Annotated in this window: 19 protein-coding genes; 3 read left to right on the top strand and 16 right to left on the bottom strand. The window is 72.1% G+C overall.

All coding sequences use genetic code 11. The features are described 5' to 3' along the window. Positions 1-29 precede the first annotated feature (29 nt). Positions 30-920 carry a tRNA1(Val) (adenine(37)-N6)-methyltransferase gene (locus tag WME98_RS37990; RefSeq protein WP_437946591.1) on the top strand — a complete coding sequence of 297 codons (891 nt, stop codon included), beginning with the start codon at positions 30-32 and terminating at the stop codon, positions 918-920. A 111-nt stretch (positions 921-1031) separates the two neighbouring features. Further along, positions 1032-1880, top strand: a complete 849-nt coding sequence (locus WME98_RS37985) for a PhzF family phenazine biosynthesis protein (RefSeq protein ID WP_061622005.1) — start codon at positions 1032-1034, stop codon at positions 1878-1880. A gap of 14 nt (positions 1881-1894) precedes the next feature. Here WME98_RS37985 and WME98_RS37980 read toward each other — a convergent pair whose 3' ends face one another. Beyond that, the gene (locus WME98_RS37980; protein ID WP_437946590.1) at positions 1895-2578 is read right to left on the bottom strand and encodes a hypothetical protein; all 684 of its coding nucleotides are present in this window, start codon (positions 2576-2578) and stop codon (positions 1895-1897) included. 213 nt (positions 2579-2791) lie between these two features. On the opposite strand from WME98_RS37980, the gene WME98_RS37975 reads away from it, so the two are divergent. After that, positions 2792-3229, top strand: a complete 438-nt coding sequence (locus tag WME98_RS37975) for a nucleotide triphosphate diphosphatase NUDT15 (RefSeq protein WP_437946589.1) — start codon at positions 2792-2794, stop codon at positions 3227-3229. A 329-nt stretch (positions 3230-3558) separates the two neighbouring features. Here the strand turns inward: WME98_RS37975 and WME98_RS37970 are convergent, their stop codons facing one another. From WME98_RS37970 to WME98_RS37900, 15 genes are all read right to left on the bottom strand, one after another. Next, a complete protein-coding gene (locus WME98_RS37970; protein ID WP_437954067.1) occupies positions 3559-3750 on the bottom strand; it encodes a type VI immunity family protein in 192 nt (63 codons plus the stop codon). 85 nt (positions 3751-3835) lie between these two features. Beyond that, positions 3836-4612 carry a PP2C family protein-serine/threonine phosphatase gene (locus WME98_RS37965; RefSeq protein ID WP_437946588.1) on the bottom strand — a complete coding sequence of 259 codons (777 nt, stop codon included), beginning with the start codon at positions 4610-4612 and terminating at the stop codon, positions 3836-3838. A 145-nt stretch (positions 4613-4757) separates the two neighbouring features. Next, the gene (locus WME98_RS37960; protein ID WP_437946586.1) at positions 4758-5021 is read right to left on the bottom strand and encodes a hypothetical protein; all 264 of its coding nucleotides are present in this window, start codon (positions 5019-5021) and stop codon (positions 4758-4760) included. A gap of 22 nt (positions 5022-5043) precedes the next feature. Next, positions 5044-6450 carry a hypothetical protein gene (locus WME98_RS37955; RefSeq protein WP_437946585.1) on the bottom strand — a complete coding sequence of 469 codons (1407 nt, stop codon included), beginning with the start codon at positions 6448-6450 and terminating at the stop codon, positions 5044-5046. A 301-nt stretch (positions 6451-6751) separates the two neighbouring features. After that, entirely contained in the window at positions 6752-7747 is a 996-nt protein-coding gene (locus tag WME98_RS37950; RefSeq protein ID WP_437946584.1) for a type VI immunity family protein, read from the bottom strand. Continuing rightward, entirely contained in the window at positions 7744-10419 is a 2676-nt protein-coding gene (tssI, locus tag WME98_RS37945) for a type VI secretion system tip protein TssI/VgrG (protein ID WP_437946582.1), read from the bottom strand. The genes WME98_RS37950 and tssI (WME98_RS37945) overlap by 4 nt, the downstream gene beginning before the upstream one ends. A gap of 1 nt (position 10420) precedes the next feature. Continuing rightward, complete coding sequence (locus WME98_RS37940; RefSeq protein WP_437946581.1) at positions 10421-11197, bottom strand: PP2C family protein-serine/threonine phosphatase; 777 nt, start codon at positions 11195-11197, stop codon at positions 10421-10423. 137 nt (positions 11198-11334) lie between these two features. Continuing rightward, positions 11335-11685: a hypothetical protein gene (locus WME98_RS37935; RefSeq protein ID WP_437946579.1), complete on the bottom strand. Its 351-nt coding sequence runs from the start codon at positions 11683-11685 to the stop codon at positions 11335-11337. 4 nt (positions 11686-11689) lie between these two features. Further along, positions 11690-13096, bottom strand: a complete 1407-nt coding sequence (locus WME98_RS37930; protein WP_437946578.1) for a hypothetical protein — start codon at positions 13094-13096, stop codon at positions 11690-11692. A gap of 300 nt (positions 13097-13396) precedes the next feature. Then, on the bottom strand, positions 13397-14377 hold the full coding sequence (locus WME98_RS37925; RefSeq protein WP_437946577.1) for a type VI immunity family protein: 981 nt from the start codon (positions 14375-14377) through the stop codon (positions 13397-13399). Positions 14378-14391: 14 nt separating this feature from the next. Beyond that, on the bottom strand, positions 14392-17064 hold the full coding sequence (gene tssI, locus WME98_RS37920; RefSeq protein ID WP_437946576.1) for a type VI secretion system tip protein TssI/VgrG: 2673 nt from the start codon (positions 17062-17064) through the stop codon (positions 14392-14394). A gap of 1 nt (position 17065) precedes the next feature. Beyond that, on the bottom strand, positions 17066-17842 hold the full coding sequence (locus WME98_RS37915) for a PP2C family protein-serine/threonine phosphatase (RefSeq protein ID WP_437946575.1): 777 nt from the start codon (positions 17840-17842) through the stop codon (positions 17066-17068). 123 nt (positions 17843-17965) lie between these two features. Further along, the gene (locus tag WME98_RS37910) at positions 17966-18247 is read right to left on the bottom strand and encodes a hypothetical protein (RefSeq protein ID WP_437946573.1); all 282 of its coding nucleotides are present in this window, start codon (positions 18245-18247) and stop codon (positions 17966-17968) included. A 4-nt stretch (positions 18248-18251) separates the two neighbouring features. Continuing rightward, entirely contained in the window at positions 18252-19859 is a 1608-nt protein-coding gene (locus tag WME98_RS37905; protein ID WP_437946572.1) for a hypothetical protein, read from the bottom strand. A 32-nt stretch (positions 19860-19891) separates the two neighbouring features. Beyond that, positions 19892-21028 carry a PEGA domain-containing protein gene (locus WME98_RS37900; RefSeq protein WP_437946570.1) on the bottom strand — a complete coding sequence of 379 codons (1137 nt, stop codon included), beginning with the start codon at positions 21026-21028 and terminating at the stop codon, positions 19892-19894. Position 21029 lies beyond the last annotated feature (1 nt).

Below are 21029 nucleotides of genomic sequence, written 5' to 3'. Positions count from 1 at the left end.
GCGCCGCCGGGCGTGGTACATGGGGGCCGATGACCGCTCCCCCTGACGTCCAGCCCTCCCTCGCGCCGACCGGCGGGGTCGTGCGCCCTGCGCGCCGGCCGCCCGGCTGGGTCGCCCCTGGGCCGCGGCCGGCGACGCCGGAGCGGCCGGAGGTCTGGCCCGGCCCCGGCGAGGACCTCTGCTACCTCTCCGGCGATTTCCGCATCCTCCAGCGGCTCGACGGCCACCGCTGGTCGGCCGACGATTTCCTGACCGCCTGCTTCGCGGCCGAGCAGGTGGCGCACGCGCCCCCGCGCCGCGCCGTGGATCTCGGGTGCGGCATCGGCACGGTGCTCCTGTTCACCGCGTGGCGCTTCCCGGACGCGCGCTGCGCGGGCGTGGAGGCGCAGGAGGTGAGCATGGCGATGGCGCGGCGGTCGGTCGCGTGGAACGGCATCGACGACCGCTGCGAGGTCCGGTGGGGGGACCTGCGCGACCCCGCGACGCTCGACGGCCTCGGGCCCGCGGACCTCGTGACGGGGACGCCGCCCTACCTGCCGGTCGGAACAGGCATCGAGTCCTATCGGGTCCAGTGCGGGCCGTGCCGCTTCGAGCACCGGGGCGGCGTGGAGGACTATTGCCTCGCGGCGGCGCGGCTGCTCGCGCCCGGCGCGCCGTTCGTGGCCTGCGCGTCGGCGCGGCAGCGGGGCCGCGTCGAGGCGGCGGCGGCCGCGGCCGGGCTCGCGCTCGAGGCGTGGCGCGACGTCGTCCCGAAGCCGGGCAAGGCCGCCCTCTTCTCCGTCTACGCCCTGCGCCGCGCCGGGGCCGCGGCGCCGTGCCGCGACGAGCCGCCCCTCTTGCTGCGCGGCCCGAACGGACGCTTCACGGAGGAGTTCGACGCGCTCCGCCGGACGATGGGAATCCCGGTGGTGAGGACATGACGGCGTGACGGCGGGTCCGCGCACTACGGATCTCGAAGTTCTCCAGCATATGAGTCCGGGACCGGCCGCTTCGGCGTGGACTGCGGCGCAAGACCGCGGTAGTCGGTGGCGATGAGCCTTCGGATTACGCAGGTGGACGCGTTCACGGCCAAGGCGTACCGCGGCAACCCGGCGGCGGTCTGCGTCCTGCCCGAGGCGCGCCCCGCCGCGTGGATGCAGGCCGTGGCGCGCGAGATGAACCTCTCCGAGACGGCCTTTCTGGTCGCCCGCGGCGACGGCGGCTTCGATCTCCGCTGGTTCACGCCGACGGTGGAGGTCGCGCTCTGCGGCCACGCCACGCTCGCGAGCGCGCATGTGCTCTGGGAGACAGGCCTGCTCGCGCCCGACGAGCAGGCCCGCTTCTTCACGCAGAGCGGCCTGCTCACCGCGTCTCGCCGCGACGGCGGGTGGATCGAGCTGGATTTCCCGGCGAAGCGGGAGGAGAAGGCGGAGCCGCTCCCCGGCCTCGATGAGGCGCTCCGCGTTGAGCCGCTCTACATCGGCAGGAACGCGTCCGACTACCTCGTCCTCCTCGGCTCGGAGGACGAGGTCCGCGCGGCGCAACCCGACTTTGGCCTGCTCGCGACGGTGCCCGCCCGGGGCGTCATCATCACGAGCCGGAGCTCGTCCCGGGAGTTCGATTTCGTCTCGCGGTTCTTCGCCCCCGCCGCGGGCGTCAACGAGGATCCGGTCACCGGCTCCGCACATTGCTGCCTGACGCCGTTCTGGGCGGCGCGCCTCGGCAAGGCGGAGATGCTGGCCTATCAGGCCTCGGCGCGCGGCGGCGTCGTGCGCGTGCGCCTGCGCGGCGATCGCGTCGACCTCGGCGGCCAGGCCGTCACCGTCCTGGAGGGCGAGCTGCGCGCCGAGCCGAACATCCGGGGCGAGGGCTCCCCCTCGGACAGCCCTCCTCCGCGCTGACCCTCTCGCGCGCGTCAGCTCGGCTGCGACACGAGCGGCAGGGGCACGGTCTGCGCCCGGAACAGCGGCCGTCCGTCGCGCCCGAGGAGCCCTTCTTTCGCCGGCTGGCCCTGGGCCGGCCGCTGCTTCGCCGGGCGCGCCGGCTTGTCTCCGGGCTCTGGCGCCGGCGCGGCGGGCGCCATCTCGACCGGGGCTTCCCATGCGTTTCGGGTCCCGCCCGCCTCGTTGGCCTGGAAGAACACGGCGCGGAGCGCCCTCCCCTCGACGTCCGTCTCGACGGCCATCATCCAGAACCAAGGGCCGTCCGGCTCGGTCTCTTGTCCCATGAACGAGAAGGCCATCTGTCGCGGCTCGCCCCGCCGGCCGTGCTCGCTGCGCGCCGCCTCGAGGTGCCTCTGCGAGGGCTTGTCGGCCGGACCGCGGTACACGCGCACCGCGATCCCGTCGATATGGGGCATCAGGTACAGGCCGTCTCGGTGGACGGTCAGCCACGGGTGCTTCCCGCTGTCTGCCAGCTTGCAGAGGGCGTGACCGAACCGCTCGTGCGCCTTGCAGCCGATCCCCCAGCTCGTATCGCCCTCTTCCCGGTTCGCCTCGCTGAACGCCTTGTTGCGGACATCGACCGCCGTCTGCGCCAGGAGGACGAGCCGGCTCTCGTGCAGTGCGGGGTTCAGCTCCCAGGGAAGGGCGACATCCATCGGAGCTGGCACGGTACGCGCGTTCACTGAAAAGTCAACCGGTCCCGGCGGTCGTACCGTACGCCCGCGAGGTGGCTCCGCGCGCCGCGGGCGGCGCGGCGGTCGGTCTGGTCGGTCTGCCGGGCGGCGCGCGTTCTAGCACGGCGCATGGCGCCGCTGCGCCGTGCTAGAGCGCGCTCCGCGCGCGCCTGCGTCGCGTGCGAGGAGGTGTCCTTGGGAGAGGCGATCGTCGGAGGGAGCGCCGCGGAGCGGCCGCTGGTGGGCGTGGGCGTCATGCTGGTGCGCGACGGGCGCGTGCTGCTCGCGCGGCGGCGCGGCAGCCACGGCGACGGCAGCTACTCGTGGTGCGGCGGCCACCTCGAGGTCGGCGAGTCGTTCGAGTCCTGCGCCATCCGCGAGGTGCGCGAGGAGAGCGGCCTCGTGGTCAAGAAGCTCTCGTTCCTGTGCCTGAGCAACATCCTCGCCTACGGGAAGCATTACGTGGACATCCAGCTCCTTGCGGAGGAGTTCGAGGGCGAGCCCGAGGACCGCGAGCCCCACAAGATCGCCGGCTGGGGCTGGTACTCGCTCGACGCGCTGCCCGAGCCGTTGTTCCGCCCGGTGGAGCTCGCCATCGCGAGCTACCGCAGCGGCCGCCGCTACAACCCCTGATCCCGCCTGTCGCGCCCGCGCCTGGCCCAATCTTGGAGAGGCGCGAATCCCGCGGATCCGCCTCGCAAGGATCCGGCGGCTCCTCCCCGCCGGGGCCGTGCGGGCGTGCTTCCTCGCCGCCGCACGACCGGACCGAGAGAATGCAGCAGAAGAGAACGATGCCCACCCCCCGTCGGTGCTCGGCGCTTCGCGCCTGCGCGCCGCCGGCCCCTCCCATAGCCCGCGCTCCGCGCGGGCTGGGAGGGGTGCGTCCGTCGCCAGCCTCTCGCGTCGTGCTCATGCGGGTTGGCCGCTTGGCCGTGGTCCTCATCTCGATCTCTCCTTCCTACTCACCGTTCATCGAAGCGGCGAAGCCACGCCTGGCTGCGCTCCAGATCGAACCGGAGCCCCGGACCGGCGTATTGAAAGGGCCGGTGCTTCGCGATGCGGATCGGCTTCAGGTACTTCGACAGCTTGACGTACAGCTCCGGCCAGACGTTGCGTTCCGCGTCGCCGAGCTGCGGACGCGAGCCCGCCTGGATCAGGATCCCGCGTCAAAAACGGCGAACAACGAACCTGCTATTCAACGCACCCACCTCGCCGCCGCGCATGTCGCCGCCGCGCACGTCACCCGCCTCCCAGCCGCGCCAGCACGCATGTCACGTTGTCCGACCCGCCGTGCTCGTTCGCGAGGTCGACCAGCAAGCTCGCCGCAAGGCTCAGCTCCCCGTGCGCCCGGAGCACACCCGCGATCCGCTCTTCGGGCACCGGACCCCACAGCCCGTCCGAGCACACGAGGAACACATCCCCCGGCTCCGTCGCCTCCACCCGCGACTCGATCGCCACGCTCTCGTCGCACCCCAGCGCCCGCGTCACCGCGCTCGCCCGGTCGCTCAGCGCCTCGAGCGCCTCCAGCGCGCCGTCGCCGTCCCGCAAGAGCTCCTCCAGCAGCGAGTGATCCCGCGTCAGCCGCTCCAGCTTCCCCTCGCGCATCCGGTAGACCCGCGAGTCGCCCACGTGCGCGATGTACGCCATGCCCGGTCCCAGCAGCACGCCCGCGAAGGTGGTCGCCATCCCCCGCATCTCGTCCTTCTGCTGGCTCGCCTCGTAGATCGCCCGGTTGGCCCGCCGCACGCTCAGCACTAGCCGCACCTCGTCCTGATGGCGCGGCCTCGCCGCGCCGTAGGGCCACGTGTCCTCGAGATCGTCCCCCTCCTCGAAGCAGCTCTTGACCACCTCGATCGCCATCCGCGACGCCACCTCGCCCGCCGCGTTGCCTCCCAGGCCGTCGGCCACCATGAACAGCCCCAGGTACGGCAGCGCCGCGAAGCTGTCCTCGTTGCGGCTCCGCCGCCGCCCCACGTCCGACTGCGCCGCCGCCTCGATGGCGAGCTGTGGATACACGATCGTCCTCCTCGCATGCTCGTCGACGAGACGAGCCGAGCCAAAGGCGCGCCGCGCTACGCGGCGCGCGTTTCCCTGGTTGGTGCGGCCGCGCCGCGCGCGGCCCTCTCGCTATGTCACGTCACTGCGTCGCGGCTTCGCCACGTCACCGCAGGCGCAGCGCCACCAGCACCACGCCGCACAGGATCGCCAACACCAAGGCCACCGTGCCGAGCGACGCCACGAGCGACCTGTGCTTGCCGGCCTCACACGCCGCCTGCACCGCCCTCACCCACGCCTCGTGGTCCTCCGCCTCGACCTCTGGCTCGGCGGCAGCCAGCTTCTCCGCCCAGCCCCTCATCTGGACGATCGCTCTCTGCACGTCGGCGTCGTCCGCCAACATCGACAGCAGGACCTCGTGCTGCGTCATCGTCTTGGAAGCCCTCATCGCTTCAGCCCCCACACGGCGACCGCTTCGCGAAGTCCCAGCAGCTCCCTTCGCTCCCCGGCGCTCCGGCGTTTTCCATCGCGCCTCCAGGGCCGGCGTTGCCGCCGAAGCCGGGTGTACCCGCGGCGAATTGGACCGCAGGCGCTTCGCTGGGCGTCACCGCATACGCAACGCCTACGGCATAGCCGCCCCGGCCGCCACCACCCGCGCCACCTGGGCCGCCTGCGCCACCCTTTCCGCCATCGCACCCGGCTTTGCTGGGTGCCGTCCCCGAAGCCGTCCCACCCGCGGCCCCATTGCCGCCAGCGGCGCCGCTTTGCCCCGCCGCCCCGGCGCCTCCGTTGCCGCCCTTACCCACCGCGACCGTCACCCCGGTCAGCGTCAGCCGGTTGCCCAGGCTCACGATCCCCACGCTCGAGCCGCCCGCCTGCCCTCCGCCGCCTCCCTTCCCGCCGCAGCCCCCGGCCCCGCCGCCTCCGCCGCTGGCTCCCACGCCGTCGCGGATCTCCGTGCCGACCTGGCAGAACAGCCCCGCCTTCGCCCCGCCGCCCCCGCCTCCGCCTTGACCCCGGCCGCCGGTTTTGCCCGGGTCGCCGTCGCCCCCGCTCAGCCCGGTGAGCGCAAGGGTCATGCCCGTCCCACCGGTGCCGGCAGGGCCAGCGGTGCCGCTCTTGCCGTCATTTCCTCTGTCGCAGTCTTGAGACGCCGTTTCCCCCACGCCTCCGAGGCCTTTACGCATCGGATTCTCCTCCGGCACCGGCCCGCCGTCCTCCCCCGCCTGCCCGTTGCCCTCGTCCGTCTCCCCGATCCCGCCCAGCCCGCCGCGCCCGCCGGCCGTCTCGCCGTCCTCGCAGCTCGTCACGCCCGCGGCCCCGCCCAGCACCGCGTTCTCCGCCACGCACGCGTTCGACGCACCCCCGGCCTCCGCGCTCGCCCCGGCCACCGGCGCCTCTTCCGGCGTCGTCCCTCTCGCCCCGTCCTTGCCGTTGCCCGCGGTCACCTCCACCTCCGCGAGCTCCGCCTCCACGTCGGCCACCACCACCCCGATCGACGACCCGCCCTCCTGCTTCGCGTCCGCCGCCCGGATCGCGAACCCTTCCACCCGCGCCCCCTCCGCCCCTTCCCCGAGCGTCAGCGCCACCTGGTCCGCCGGCCCCCAGATCGCGCTCTTCCTCCCCGCCTCCAGCACCCACCCCGCGCAATCGAAGCTCCCGATCACCTCGAGCCCCGCCTCGACCTTCACGCTCTCCTCGAACGCCGCCTCCCCCTCGGCGCACGCGTACACCCGCTTGCCCTCAGCCGCCGCCTTCTCGATCGCCTCCTGCAACGACCCGTACGGCCTCTGCCGCGTCCCCTCTCCTCCTTCCTCCGCCCCCGCCTGCGCGAACACCCCGCACGCCTCGCTCACCACGCTCGGGTCCTCCCGCGGATCCGCCTCGCAAGGATCCGGCGGCTCCTCCCCGCAAGGGCTGCGCGGGGATGCTTCATCGCCACCGCAGGACCACACAGAGAAAATGCAGCAGAAGAAGACAGCGATGCCCACCCCCCGTCGGTGCTCGGCGCTTCGCGCCTGCGCGCCGCCGGCCCCTCCCATAGCCCGCGCTCCGCGCGGGCTGGGAGGGGTGCGTCCTCCGATGGTGTCTCGCGTTGCCCCCAAGGAGGTCGAAAACGGCTTGCCCATGGTCTCCTCCATCTGAATCTCGCCTCCACGCTCAGCGGTCGTCGAAGCGCCGAAGCCACGCCTCGCTCCGCTCGAGGTCGAAGCGGAGCCCCGGGCCTCCATACTGAAAGGGCCGGTGTTCCGTGATCCGGATCGGCTTCAGGTACTTCGACAGCTTGACATAGAGCTCCGGCCAGACGTTGCGCTCCGCGTCGCCAAGCTGCGGGCGTGGGCCTGCCTGAACCATCAGACCTCCGTCGAACCGGTGGACAACAAATCTCCCATCCAACGCGCGCAACTCAGCCTCGAGCTTGTCTACACCTCCCATCTCCACAACCCAGCACTCCCCCAGCGCCGTGAGCCAATTGACACCCTTAATACCGCCATTACCGCTCCTACCTTTACGCAGCCAGATGGAATGCGTTATTGGATAATCCGCCTCCAGCCCGGGAAATCTCTGGGCCCAATCATAGACGACAGGCTCATACAGGCTGCTAATCGAGCCATCAGGAGACTCGACCACGCCGATGCCTCCATAGCCGCTCACCGGCCTCAGCCTGCGGCACATCTCAAGCATCACCTCCGGAAAGGACTCCAACGAATCCACAAACCAGAGCAGCGGAAACGCAACCCGAAAGAACCCCAAATCGACGAAGGGCCGCTTCTTGGCACCCAGCGCATGCGCAAGGAAAGAGCTCGCGCCCCGCTCGTACTCGGCGGCATGATAGATGAGCGAGAAGCCCTCATCTTCTCCGAACCCCAACAGCCACGCGCGAGGGTCCGACCCCTTGCCCTTGCCATACGGTTCCATCAACCGCTTCTCTGGGTGCAGCGCCCAGCGCAGATGAGTACCACAACGCCTGAAGTAGTCTTCGCAGCACGAGACCACCGCCTCCCGCACCTCCCGCTTGTGGGCGTCCTCGAAGTACACGGTTGCCAGGAGCGCAACCTGGAGGATCGTACGCCCCTCGTCGTCCTTGACCCTTAGACGGTCATCGAGCACCCCCATCATCTCGTTCGTTTCGTCCGACATCATCTCCTCCATCATGGAACACTCACAGGCCCCCGGAGAAGTGGCGCGAGCTTGCCGAGGATCCGGGCGACCGCGGGCGGGATGGCCACGTCATCGGCCTGGCCCCCTGGCACGGCGTCATCCAGCACCAGTGCCATCACGAGCAGCGTCAGCGCGGCAATTTCCGCCACGTCACCGGCCGTCATCCCCTGCGGCTGCGGCTTCTGGCGCGGACAGCCGCACCGATCGGGTCCAAGCACTTCAAACCGGGCTGTGCCGGCGATTTCGGTATATTCCCTTCGCTGCTCCTCGTCGAGCTTGTCTGAAGGGAACTTGATCTCGATGACCTCCTTGATGTTGTCCTGGGTCGGCGGCTTCGTACCGTCCTTGACCACCACCACGTCCGGGATCCTGCTCCCCTTCGGACTGCTCCGCGTCGCACGCCGCGGGTCGTTCTTGCTCATGACGGGCTCAGGTGGATCCTTGCTCATGTCGTAGGGCACCTCGGCCTTGAGCGGGCTCGTCTGCGCCGACGCGTCCTCTAGCGCCCGGATGTGCCTGGTCACGCATTGCTGCCGGAGCCGCTCTTCCTTGCACCGGCAGATGAAGCCGCACACAGCCCCCTCCTCGGGTGTGAGCGGCCCGCCCCCGCCGCCGAGGCCCCCGGCTTGCATCGGCGGCAGGCCGCCCGCGAAGCCGAGCAGCGGCAGCCGTACAGGCTCCGATCGCATCAGGGCGCCGGCCGGCAAGAGCGGCAGCGCCGGCCGCGCCGCTGGCGCCCCGCCGGGCGTGCCGCCCTGCTGGATCTTCACAGCGCCGCCGTTGATCGACACCCCGCTCGCGTCGATCCGCACGAAGCCCCCCGGCCCGCGCAGCGTCACGTCGCCCGCCTCGATCACGATCGCCCCGCCGGCCTTCAAATGGATCGTCCCGCCCGCCTCCAGCGCCGCCACCCTGCCGATCCGCTCGTGCCGGTCGCCGTCGACCGTCAGCGATCGCGCGCCGCCGACCCGCTCGCGCAGCTCGCCCTCCACGGTGACGTGGGCGTCCTTGCCCACATAGGCGACAGTGCGCCCTTCGATCCGCGTGCTCTCGTCGCCGCCGACGCCCTTCGCGCGGCTCCCCCGCACCACGAGCGCCTCGTCGCGCCCCACCTCGGTGCGCAGCTGCCGCTCGGCGCGCAGCGACACCAGCTCCGCCCCCTTGCGGTCCTCGAAACGCAGCTCGTTGAAGCCCCCACCGCCCGGCGACGACGCACTGCGCCACAGGCTCTGCGTCCGCTCCTCGGGCAGCTTCAGCGGCACCGGGTTGAGCGCGTTCGAAAGGCGCCCCACGACGACGGGCTGGTCAGGATCTCCCTCCAGAAAGGCGACCAGCACCTCCTGCCCCACGCGCGGCAGTGCGAAGAGCCCGTACCCGGCGCCGGCCCAGCCCTGGCACACGCGCAGCCAGCACGAGCTGTGCTCGTCGTGCCCGCCGAGCCGGTCCCACGGAAGCTGTATCCGCACCCGGCCATGCGCGTCGGTGTGGATCTCTTCGCCGGGCGGGCCAACGACCACGCCGCTCTGCATCCCGTGCACGACCGGCTTCGCTATCCGCCGCGCCGGCCGGTATGGGTCCGACGCCCGCACTGCCATCCCGCTCACCGACCAACCGCCCCGGGCGCTGCCCTCGATCCACAGCGACGTCACCAGCAGCCCCACCCGCGGGTCGAGCTCCGGCCGCGGATGGCCCTCGACTGCGAAAACCGTGCCAGGTCGCAGGTCGAGCGCGTTGGTACGAAACGAGATCGAGCACGCCCCCGTATGCTCCGCCTCCAGCGCTCGCGCCGCGAGTCTCGCCGCGTGGCGGTCGTCGTGCGACGCGGCGCCGTCGCGCCCCCCCTCCACCATGCTCACGCCCGGCTGGTACCGGTACCGCTCGGTGCGCGCGTCGGTGCAGCCCGCGCTCCGCGCCGGCCCGACCAGCGCCCACGCCGGGCGCTGAAAATCATAGTCGCGCAGCGTCACCGCGTCGGCGCGCGCGTGCTGCTCCACGGCCACACGCGTTACCCAGGCGTGCGCGCGTACATCGAGCGGCTGGTCCGTGTACGCGAGCGGCGCATCCCGCCGCGGCGCGCTTTGGTGCAGCGCATCGGCCAGCACGAGCCGCGAGCGCTCCCCATCGTCCAGCAGCGCGTACGCAATCCCCGCCTCCTCCAGCAGGCGCTGGAAGAAGTGGAGGTCCGTCTCCCCATACTGCACCTTGTACGCGAGCCGCGGGTGCTCCTTCTCGTCGACGTGCCACGTCGCATCGAGCCCCCACGCGTCGAGCATCGCGCGCCCGATCTCGGGCACCGACTGGTGCTGGTAGATCCGGTGGTCGGTGCGCAGCGCCATCCTCCACAGCGCCGGCACGATCGTCAGCGCGTACGTCGATACGCCGATGTCTCCGCCACGCACCTCCAGCGCGTGCACCTGCCGCACGTGGCTGCACACGCCCGACCACACCCGCTCGCCGGAGAGCCCGCTCCCCTCGCCGGCCTCGATCCGCAACGCCGCCGGTTGCCCCGCGATCGCCTTGAGGTCGACGCACGGCTCGGGCGACACCGCCTCCACCTCCACCGTGAAGAGCGACGACAGCGCCTCGCGGATCGCCACCCGCTCGACGCGCAGCGCCTCGCCGCTCGCGAGCGACAGATCCAGCCGGAGCACGTCCCCGCCGCGCACGTCACCCGCCTCCTAGCCGCGCCAGCACGCACGTCACGTTGTCCGGCCCCCCGTGCTCGTTTGCGAGGTCGACCAGCAAGCTCGCCGCAAGGCTCAGGTCCTGGTGCGTTTCAAGGACCCCCGCGATCCGCTCCTCGGGCACCGGCCCCCACAGCCCATCCGAGCACACGAGGAACACATCCCCCGGCGCCGTCGCCTCCACCCGCGACTCGATCGCCACGCTCTCGTCGCACCCCAGCGCCCGCGTCACCGCGTTCGCCCGGTCGCTCAGCGCTTCGAGTGTCTCGAGCGCGCCGTCGCCGTCCCGCAAGAGCTCCTCCAGCAGCGTGTGATCGCGCGTCAGCCGCTCCAACTGGCCCCCGCGCATCCGGTAGACGCGCGAGTCGCCCACGTGCGCGATGTACGCCATGCCCGGTCCCAGCAGCACGCCCGCGAAGGTGGTCGCCATCCCCCGCATCTCGTCCTTCTGCTGGCTCGCCTCGTAGATCGCCCGGTTGGCCCGCCGCACGCTCAGCACCAGCCGCACCTCGTCCTGATGGCGCGGCCTCGCCGCGCCGTAGGGCCACGTGTCCTCGAGATCGTCCCCCTCCTCGAAGCAGCTCTTGACCACCTCGATCGCCATCCGCGACGCCACCTCGCCGGCCGCGTTGCCCCCGAGCCCATCGGCCACCATGAACAGCCCCAGGTACGGCAGCGCCGCGAAGCTGTCCTCGTTGCGGCTCCGCCGCCGCCCCACGTCCGACTGCGCCGCCGCCTCGATGGCGAGCTGTGGATACACGATCGTCCTCCTCGCGCGCCCGTCGACAAGACGAGCCGAGCCATGGCGCGCCGCCCTGCGCGGCGCGCGTTTCCCTGATTGGTGAGGCCACGCCGCGCGCGGCCTTCGCTACGTCGCTGGTTCGTTACGTCGCTACGTCAGCGCAGCCCGAGCACGGCGAGCGCCGCGCCGCACGCGACCGCCAGCACCAAGACCACCGTGCCGAGCCGCGATCTGCGCCTCTCGCCTGCGCCCTCCACCAGCACCACGCTCACCCACGCCTCGGTGACCTCTCGCTCCAGGGCTTTCAGCGCCTTCGCCTTGGCCGCCACCTCCGCGAGCGCCTCCCGCACGTCCGCATCTCGCGCTATCCGGAGCAGCAGCGAGCCGCGCGTCTGCGCCCGGGTGAGCCGCGCAAGCTGCTCCTTCCGCGCTTCCGGCGTGGTCGCGCTCCACACCGGATCGACCCATGGATGCCGCCGGGCCGTTGTCTCTTTCGGGGACTTCATCGCTTCAGCCTCCACACGGCGACCGCTTCGCGAAGTCCCAGCAGCTCCCTTCGTTCCCCGGTGCTCCGGCGTTTTCCATGGCGCCTCCGGGGCCGGCGTTGCCGCCGGTGCCGGCTGTGCCCGCAGAGAATTGCACCGCAGGCGCTTCGCTGGGCGTCACCGCATACGCAACGCCTACGGTATAGCCGCCCCGGCCGCCACCACCGGCGCCACCTGGGCCGCCGAGACCGCCGTTTCCTCCCTGGCACCCGGGCCTGGAAGGCGCCGTCCCCGAAGCCGTCCCACCCGCGGCCCCATTGCCGCCAGCGGCGCCGCTTTGCCCCGCCGCGCCGGCCCCTCCGTTGCCGCCCTTGCCCACCGCGATCGTCACCCCGGTCAGTTTCAGCCGGTTGCCCAGGCTCACGATCCCCACGCTCGAGCCGCCCGCCTGCCCGCCGCCGCCTCCCTTCCCGCCGCAGCCCCCGGCCCCGCCCCCTCCGCCGCTGGCTCCCACGCCGTCGATGGTGTCCGGACCGAGCTTGCAGAACAGCCCCGCCTTCGCCCCGCCGCCCCCGCCTCCGCCTTGACCCCGGCCGCCGGTTTTGCCCGGGTCGCCGTCGCCCCCGCTCAGCCCGGTGAGCGCAAGGGTCATGCCCGTCCCACCGGTGCCGGCAGGGCCAGCGGTGCCGCTCTTGCCGTCATTTCCTCTGTCGCAGTCTTGAGACGCCGTTTCCCCCACGCCTCCGAGGCCTTTACGCATCGGATTCTCCTCCGGCACCGGCCCGCCGTCCTCCCCCGCCTGCCCGTTGCCCTCGTCCGTCTCCCCGATCCCGCCCAGCCCCCCGCGCCCGCCGGCCGTCTCGCCGTCCTCGCAGCTCGTCACGCCCGCGGCCCCGCCCAGCACCGCGTTCTCCGCCACGCACGCGTTCGACGCACCCCCGGCCTCCGCGCTCGCCCCGGCCACCGGCGCCTCTTCCGGCGTCGTCCCTCTCGCCCCGTCCTTGCCGTTGCCCGCGGTCACCTCCACCTCCGCGAGCTCCGCCTCCACGTCGGCCACCACCACCCCGATCGACGACCCGCCCTCCTGTTTCGCGTCCGCCGCCCGGATCGCGAACCCTTCCACCCGCGCCCCGTCCGCCCCTTCCCCGAGCGTCAGCGCCACCTGGTCCGCCGGCCCCGCGAGCGCGCTCTTCTTCCCCGCCTCCAGCACCCACCCCGCGCAATCGAAGCTCCCGATCACCTCGAGCCCCGCCTCGACCTTCACGCTCTCCTCGAACGCCGCCTCCCCCTCCGCGCACGCGTACACCCGCTTGCCCTCCGCCGCCGCCTTCTCGATCGCCTCCTGCAGCGACCCGTACGGCCTCTGCCGCGTCCCCTCTCCTCCTTCCTCAGCCCCCGCCCGCGCGAACACCCCGCACACCTCGCTCACCACGCTCGGGTCCTCCCGCGGATCCGCCTCGCAAGGATCCGGCGGCTCCTCCCCGCCGGGGCTGCGCGGGGATGCTTCATCGCCACCGCAGGACCACACAGAGAAAATGCAGCAGAAGAAGAGAGCGATGCCCACCCCCCGTCGGTGCTCGGCGCTTCGCGCCTGCGCGCCGCCGGCCCCTCCCATAGCCCGCGCTCCGCGCGGGCTGGGAGGGGTGCGTCCGTCATCGGCGTCCCGCATCGTCATGGCGAGGGGAGATGGCCCTTGCTTGATCGTGATCCTCATCTGGACTCTCCTTCACGCTCAGCGGTCGTCGAAGCGCCGAAGCCACGCCTCGCTGCGGTCCAGATCGAAGCGGAGCCCCGGGCCAGCGTAATGGAACGGCCGGTGCTCCGTGATGCGGATCGGCTTGAGGTACTTCGACAGCTTCACATACAGCTCCGGCCAGACGTTGCGCTCTGCGTCACCAAGCTGTGGATGTGGCCCGGCCTGGATCAGGACGCCTCCCTCGAACCGACGAATCCCAAACCGGCTATCTAGCGCACCCAGATCGGCCTCAATCTTATCGACTCCTCCCATCTCTACAATCCACCGCTCCCCGAGCACGGTCAACCAGTCAACACCCTTGATACCGCCGCCACCGCCCCTTCCCTTACGCAGCCAACTCAGGTGACATATGGGATAATCCACCTCTAGCCCGGGGAACCGCTGGGCCCAGTCATACACGACAGGCTCATACAGGTTACTGATCGAACTATCAGGGGACTCGACCACGCCGATGCCGGCGTAGCCGCTCACCGGCTTCAGCTTGCGGCACACCTCGAGCATCACCTCCGACAGCGACTCCGACGAGTCCGCAAACCAGAGCAGGGGGAATGCCATTCGAAAAAAACCAAGCTCCACGAACGGCCTTCGTGGCAACCCCAAGGCGCTCGCGTAGAAAGCGCTCGCGCCTCGGTCGTACTCCGCTCCGTGATAGATGAGCGAAAACCCCTCATCTTCGCCCAACCCCACGAGCCATGATCGAGGATTCGAACCTCTTCCGTTGTCGAATGGCTCCATCACCTCCGTATCCGGGTTGAGCGCCCAACGAAGGCGATGGCCACAACGACGGAAGTAGTCGTCGCAGCACGAGACCACCGCCTCGCGCACCTCCCGTTTGTAGGCGTTCTCGAAGTACAGGGTTGCTAAGAGCGCGACTTGCAGGACCGGGCGCCCCTCCCTGTCCCTGACCACCAGGTGCTCATCGAGCACCTCCATCATCTCTTTCACTTCTTCCGACATACTCTCCTCATCCGTCATGGAACACTCACTGGACCGCGGAGGAGCGGCGCGAGTTTGCTGAGGATCCGCGCGACCGCGGGCGGGATGGCCACGTCATCGGCCTGGCCCCCTGGCACGGCGTCATCCAGCACCAGCGCGAGCACCAGGAGTGACAGCGCCGCCACTTCCGCCACGTCACCCGTGGTAATCTCCTGCGGCTGCGGCTTGTTCTGGGGCGGACAGCCGCAGCGCTCAGGCCCGAGTTCTACAAAGGGCGCCCTGCCAGCAATCACCACATAGTCCGCTCGTTGTAGATCTTTGAGCTTATCTGGAGGAAACTTGACCTCGATCACCTCCTTGATGTTGTCCTGCGTCGGCGGCTTCGTGCCGTCCTTCACCACCACCACGTCCGGGATCCTGCTTCCCTTGGGACTGCTCCGCGTCGCTCGACGCGGGTCGTTCTTGCTCATGATGGGCTCAGGTGGATCCTTGCTCATGTCGTAGGGCACCTCGGCCTTGAGCGGGCTCGAGTGCGCCGACGCGTCCTCCAGCGCCCGGATGTGCCTGGTCACGCACTGCTGCCGGAGCCGCTCCTCCTTACACCGGCAGATGAAGCCGCACACGGCCCCCTCCTCCGGCGTGAGCGGCCCGCCTCCGCCGCCGAGGCCCCCGGCTTGCATCGGCGGCAACCCACCGGCGAAGCCGAGCAGCGGCAGCCGCAAAGGATCCGCCCGCACCGGGGCGCCCGCCGGCACCAGCGGCAGCGCCGGCCGCGCCGTCGGCGCTCCGCCGGGCGCGCCGCCCTGCTGGATCTTCACAGCGCCACCGTCGATCGACACGCCGCTGGCGTCGATCCGCACAAAGCCCCCCGGCCCACGCAGCGTCACGTCGCCCGCCTCGATCACGATTGCGCCGCCGGCCTTCAGGTGGATCGCGCCGCCCGCCTCCAGCACCGCCACCCCGCCGACCCGCTCGTGCCGGTCGCCGTCCACCGTGAGCGACCGCGTGCCGCCCACCCGCTCGCGGAGCTCCCCATCGACGGTGAGGTGTGCGTCTTTGCCCACATACGCCACCACCCGCCCTTCGGTCCGCGCACTCTCGTCCCCTCCGACGCTCTTCGCGCGGCTTCCCCGCACCACGAGTGCCTCGTCGCGCCCCACCTCGGTGCGCAGCTGACGCTCGGCCCGCAGCGCCACCAGCTCCGCTCCCTTGCGGTCCTCGAAACGCAGCTCGTTGAAGCCTTCGCCCCCCGGCGACGACGCACTGCGCCACAGGCTTTGCGTCCGCTCCTCCGGGAGCTTCAGCGGCACCGGGTTGAGCGCGTTGGAAAGGCGCCCCACCACCACCGGCTGGTCCGGATCGCCTTCCAGAAAGGCGACCAGCACCTCCTGCCCCACGCGCGGCAGCGCGAACAGCCCGTACCCGGCGCCCGCCCAGCCCTGGCACACGCGCAGCCAGCACGAGCTGTGCTCGTCGTGATCGCCGATCCGATCCCACGGGAATTGTACCCGCACCCGGCCGTGCGTGTCCGTATGGATCTCCTCGCCGGGCGGGCCGACGACCACGCCACTTTGCATCCCGTGCACCACCGGCTTCGCCGTCCGCCGCGCCGGCCGGTACGGTGCCGACGCCGGCACCGCCGTGCCGCTCACCGACCAATTGCCCCGGGCGCGTCCCTCGATCCACAGCGACGTCACCAGCAGCCCCACCCGCGGGTCGAGCTCCGGCCGCGGGTGGCCTTCAACCGCGAAAACCATGCCAGGTTGCAGGTCGAGCGCGTTGGTCTGGAACGAGATCGAGCACGCCCCCGTAAGCTCCGCCTCCAGGGCCCGCGTCGCGAGCCTTGTTACGTGGCGGTCGTCGTGCGAGGCGGCGTCGCCACGCTCGATGACGCACGCGCCCGGCTGGTACCGGTACCGCTCGGTGCGCGCGTCGCCGCAGGCGGCGCTCCGCGCCGGCCCGACCAGCGCCCACGCCGGGTGCTGAAAATCATAATCGCGCAGCGTCACCGCGTCGGCGCGCGCGTGCTGCTCCACGGCCACACGCGTTACCCAGGCGCGCGCGCGTACATCGCGCGGCTGGTCGACGTACGCGATCGGCGAATCCCGCTGCGGCGCGCTCTGGCGCAATGCGTCGGCAAGCACCAGCCGCGAGCGCTCCCCATCATCGAGCAGCGCGTAGGCAATCCCCGCCTCTTCCAGCAGGCGCTGGAAGAAGTCGAGGTCCGTCTCCCCGTACTGCACCTTGTACGCGAGCCGCGGGTGCTCGGTCGCGTCGATCCGCCACGTCGCATCGAGCCCCCATGCCTCGAGCAGCGCGCGCCCGATCTCCGGCACCGACTGGTGCTGGTAGATCCGGTGGTCGGTGCGCAGCGAGAGCCGCCACAGCGCCGGCACGATCGTCAGCGCGTACGTCGAGACGCCGAGCTCGCCCCCGCGCAGCTCGAGCGCGTGCACCTGCCGCACGTGACTGCACACCCCCGACCACACCCGCTCGCCGTGCAGTCCACTGCCTTCGCCGGCCTCGATGCGCAGCGCCGCCGGCTGGCCCGCGATGGCGCCGAGGTCGACCCACGGCTCCGGCGACACCGCCTCCACCTCCACCGCGAAGAGCGACGACACGCCCTCCCGGATCGCCACCCGATCTACCCGGAGCGCCTCGCCGCACGCAAGCCACAGTTCCAGCCGCAGCACCTCGCCGCCGCGCACCTCACCCGCCTCCGAGGCGCGCCAGTACGCACGTCACGTTGTCCGGCCCGCCGTGCTCGTTTGCGAGGTCGACCAGCAAGCTCGCCGCGAGGCTCAGCTCCCCGTGCGCCCGCAGCACGCCCGCGATCCGCTCTTCCGGCACTGGCCCCCACAGCCCATCCGAGCACACGAGGAACACGTCCCCCGGCGCCGTCGCCTCCACCCGCGACTCGATCGCCACGCTCTCATCGCATCCCAGCGCCCGCGTCACCGCGCTCGCCCGGTCGCTCAGCGCCTCGAGCGCCTCCAGCGCGCCGTCGCCGTCCCGGAGCAGCTCCTCCAGCAGCGTGTGGTCCTGCGTCAGCCGCTCCAGCTTCCCCTCACGCAGCCGGTAGACCCGCGAGTCGCCCACGTGCGCGATGTACGCCATCCCCGGCCCCAGCAGCACGCCCGCGAAGGTGGTCGCCATCCCCCGCATCTCGTCCTTCTGCTGGCTCGCCTCGTAGATCGCCCGGTTGGCCCGCCGCACGCTCAGCACCAGCCGCACCTCGTCCTGATGGCGCGGCCTCGCCGCGCCGTAGGGCCACGTGTCCTCGAGATCGTCCCCCTCCTCGAAGCAGCTCTTGACCACCTCGATCGCCATCCGCGACGCCACCTCGCCGGCCGCGTTGCCCCCGAGCCCATCGGCCACCATGAACAGCCCCAGGTACGGCAGCGCCGCGAAGCTGTCCTCGTTGCGGCTCCGCCGCCGCCCCACGTCCGACTGCGCCGCCGCCTCGATGGCGAGCTGTGGATACACGATCGTCCTCCTCGCATGCTCGTCGATGAGACGAGCCGAGCCATGGCGCGCCGCGCTGCGCGGCGCGCGTTTCCCTGATTGGTGCGGCCGCGCCGCGCGCGGCCCTCTCGCTACGTCGCTACGTCACCGCAGGCGCAGCGCCACCAGCGCCACGCCGCACAGGATCACCAGCACCAAGACCGCCGTGCCGAGCGACGCCACGAGCGACCTGTGCACGTCGGCCTCACATGCCGCCGGCGCCGCCCTCACCCACACCTCATCGTCCTCCGCCGCGGCCTCATGCTCGGCGGCAGCCAGCTGCTCCGCCCAGCCTCTCATCTGGACGAGCGCTCTCTGGACGTCGGCGTCGTCCGCCAACATCGACAGCAGGACCTCGTGCGGCGTCATCGTCTTGGAAGCCCTCATCGCTTCAGCCTCCACACGGCGACCGCTTCGCGAAGTCCCAGCAGCTCCCTTCGCTCCCCGGCGCTCCGGCGTTTTCCATCGCGCCTCCAGGGCCGGCGTTGCCGCCGGTGCCGGCTGCGCCCGCGGCGAATTGCACCGCAGGCGCTTCGCTGGGCGTCACCGCATACGCAACGCCTACGGCATAGCCGCCCCGGCCGCCACCACCGGCGCCACCTGGACCGCCTGCGCCACCCTTTCCGCCATCGCACCCGGCTTTGCTGGGTGGGGTCGCTGATGCGGACCCACCGACAGCGCCATTACCGCCAGTGGCTCCATTTTGCCCCGCCGCGCCGGCGCCGCCGTTGCCGCCCTTGCCCACCGCGACCGTCACCCCGGTCAGCGTCAGCCGGTTGCCCAGGCTCACGATCCCCACGCTCGAGCCGCCCGCCTGCCCTCCGCCGCCTCCCTTCCCGCCGCAGCCCCCGGCCCCGCCGCCTCCGCCGCTGGCCCCCACGCCGTCGATGGTGTCCGGTCCGAGCTTGCAGAACAGCCCCGCCTTCGCCCCGCCGCCCCCGCCTCCGCCTTGACCACGGCCGCCGGTTTTGCCCGGGTCGCCGTCGCCACCGCTCAGGCCCGTCAGCGCCAGCGTCGCGCCCGTCCCGCCGACGCCGGCAGGGCCGGCGGTGCCGCTCTTGCCGTTCGCGCCTTGCTCACATTCCTGGCTCGCCGTTTCCCCGATCCCTCCAAGGCCTCGCCCTGTCGGATTCTCCTCCGGCACCGGCCCGCCGTCCTCCCCCGCCTGCCCGTTGCCCTCGTCCGTCTCCCCGATCCCGCCCAGCCCCCCGCGCCCGCCGGCCGTCTCGCCGTCCTCGCAGCTCGTCACGCCCGCGGCCCCGCCCAGCACCGCGTTCTCCGCCACGCACGCGTTCGACGCACCCCCGGCCTCCGCGCTCGCCCCGGCCACCGGCGCCTCTTCCGGCGTCGTCCCTCTCGCCCCGTCCTTGCCGTTGCCCGCGGTCACCTCCACCTCCGCGAGCTCCGCCTCCACGTCGGCCACCACCACCCCGATCGACGACCCGCCCTCCTGCTTCGCGTCCGCCGCCCGGATCGCGAACCCTTCCACCCGCGCCCCGTCCGCCCCTTCCCCGAGCGTCAGCGCCACCTGGTCCGCCGGCCCCGCGAGCGCGCTCTTCTTCCCCGCCTCCAGCACCCACCCCGCGCAATCGAAGCTCCCGATCACCTCGAGCCCCGCCTCGACCTTCACGCTCTCCTCGAACGCCGCCTCCCCCTCCGCGCACGCGTACACCCGCTTGCCCTCCGCCGCCGCCTTCTCGATCGCCTCCTGCAGCGACCCGTACGGCCTCTGCCGCGTCCCCTCTCCTCCTTCCTCAGCCCCCGCCCGCGCGAACACCCCGCACACCTCGCTCACCACGCTCGGGTCCTCCCGCGGATCCGCCTCGCAAGGATCCGGCGGCTCCTCCCCGCCGCTGCCGCCCGTACCGCCGCCGCACACCCCGCCCGGGTACTCCGCGCAGTCGTTGTAATCCACGCCGAACACGCACCCCGTGCCGGGCACCATCGCCGCCCCGAAGGCCATCGCCGTGATGCCCATCAGCCCGCGCCAGTGACGCATGCGTCGCTCCTCCTCACGCCCCGCTTCGCCCCTCACCACGTCCCCCGGATCAAGAGCGCGCCGCCGCCGGCGGTCACGACCGGCGCCGCCGTGACGGCGCGCGCCGTCACGGCGCCCTGGCGCGGCGCCCCGCCGCCCCAGAGCGCGTACGCCCCGGTCGCGAGCCCGACGGCCCCGGCGCCCACGAAGGTCCACAGCGCGGCGTTCTTCAGGTCCGCCGCGCCCTCCAGCGCGTCGCGCAGCGCCGCGCACTTCGGCGAGTCCACCGCGCACGCCGCCGGGCCGCCCTCGCGCACCAGCGCGTCCCGCTGCTCGTCCGCGTCGCCGTCCCGCCCGACCGCGAGCGCCGTCAAGATCACCCCCGCGATCACGCCCGCGCCGGCGACCGCCCCGCCCGCGATCAGCACCTCCGGCCGCGGCCCGATCGTGTCCGCCCCCTCGCGCGGCGCGGGCACCGGGGCCTCGGCGCGCGGCGGCGCCAGCGCCGGCGGCGCGGGCCGCTCGAGCGCCGACGGCGGCAGCAGGGTGAGATCCGCCGTGTTCACCTCGCCGGCAGGGATCTCCAGCGTGACGAGCGCCGGCTCGTGGCCGGCGAGCCGCGCCTCCACCGCGATCGTCCCGGGCTTCACGAACACCTCGTGCCGGAACGGCGTGCGCCCCACCGCGGTCCCGTTGAACGACACCTCGGCGCCATCCAGGTTCGCTTTGACGACGATCGACCCCACCTCCTTGCGCACGGCGCGGAACTGCGCCCGGACCTGATCGTGCTGCGCCGCGTTACCCGTCGCCGGGAAGCTCCGCAGGCAGAACGCGAGGTGCTCCGCCGCCTCGACCTTCATCCCGCGCTGGAGCTCCGCGTTGGCGAGGTTCGCCGCGATGTCGTAGCTCTGCTTCAGCGACCACGCCGTCCGGTACTGCTCGTACGCCGCGTCGAGCTTCCCGAGCCGGTACAGCTCCTTGCCCCGCGCGAACGCCGCGTCCGCCTCGCGGGAGGCCTGCGCCGCCTCGGCGCTCGCGGGCGCCGGCTGCGCGCTCGCGGGCGCTGGCTGCGCGCCCGCCGGCGCACCCTGCTCTCCCTGTGCGCGCGCAGCCGTCGGCGCTACCGCCAGCGCACCCACGACCAGCACCAGCCAGCCCGCCGCGCGGGCCCTCCTCGCTCTCGCCTTCATT

This window comes from Sorangium sp. So ce296 (assembly GCF_051529605.1).
GTDB classification, from domain to species: domain Bacteria; phylum Myxococcota_A; class Polyangia; order Polyangiales; family Polyangiaceae; genus Sorangium; species Sorangium cellulosum_D.
The sequence above is the reverse complement of the archived record's forward strand: the minus strand, read 5'-3'. Positions and strand labels throughout refer to the sequence as shown.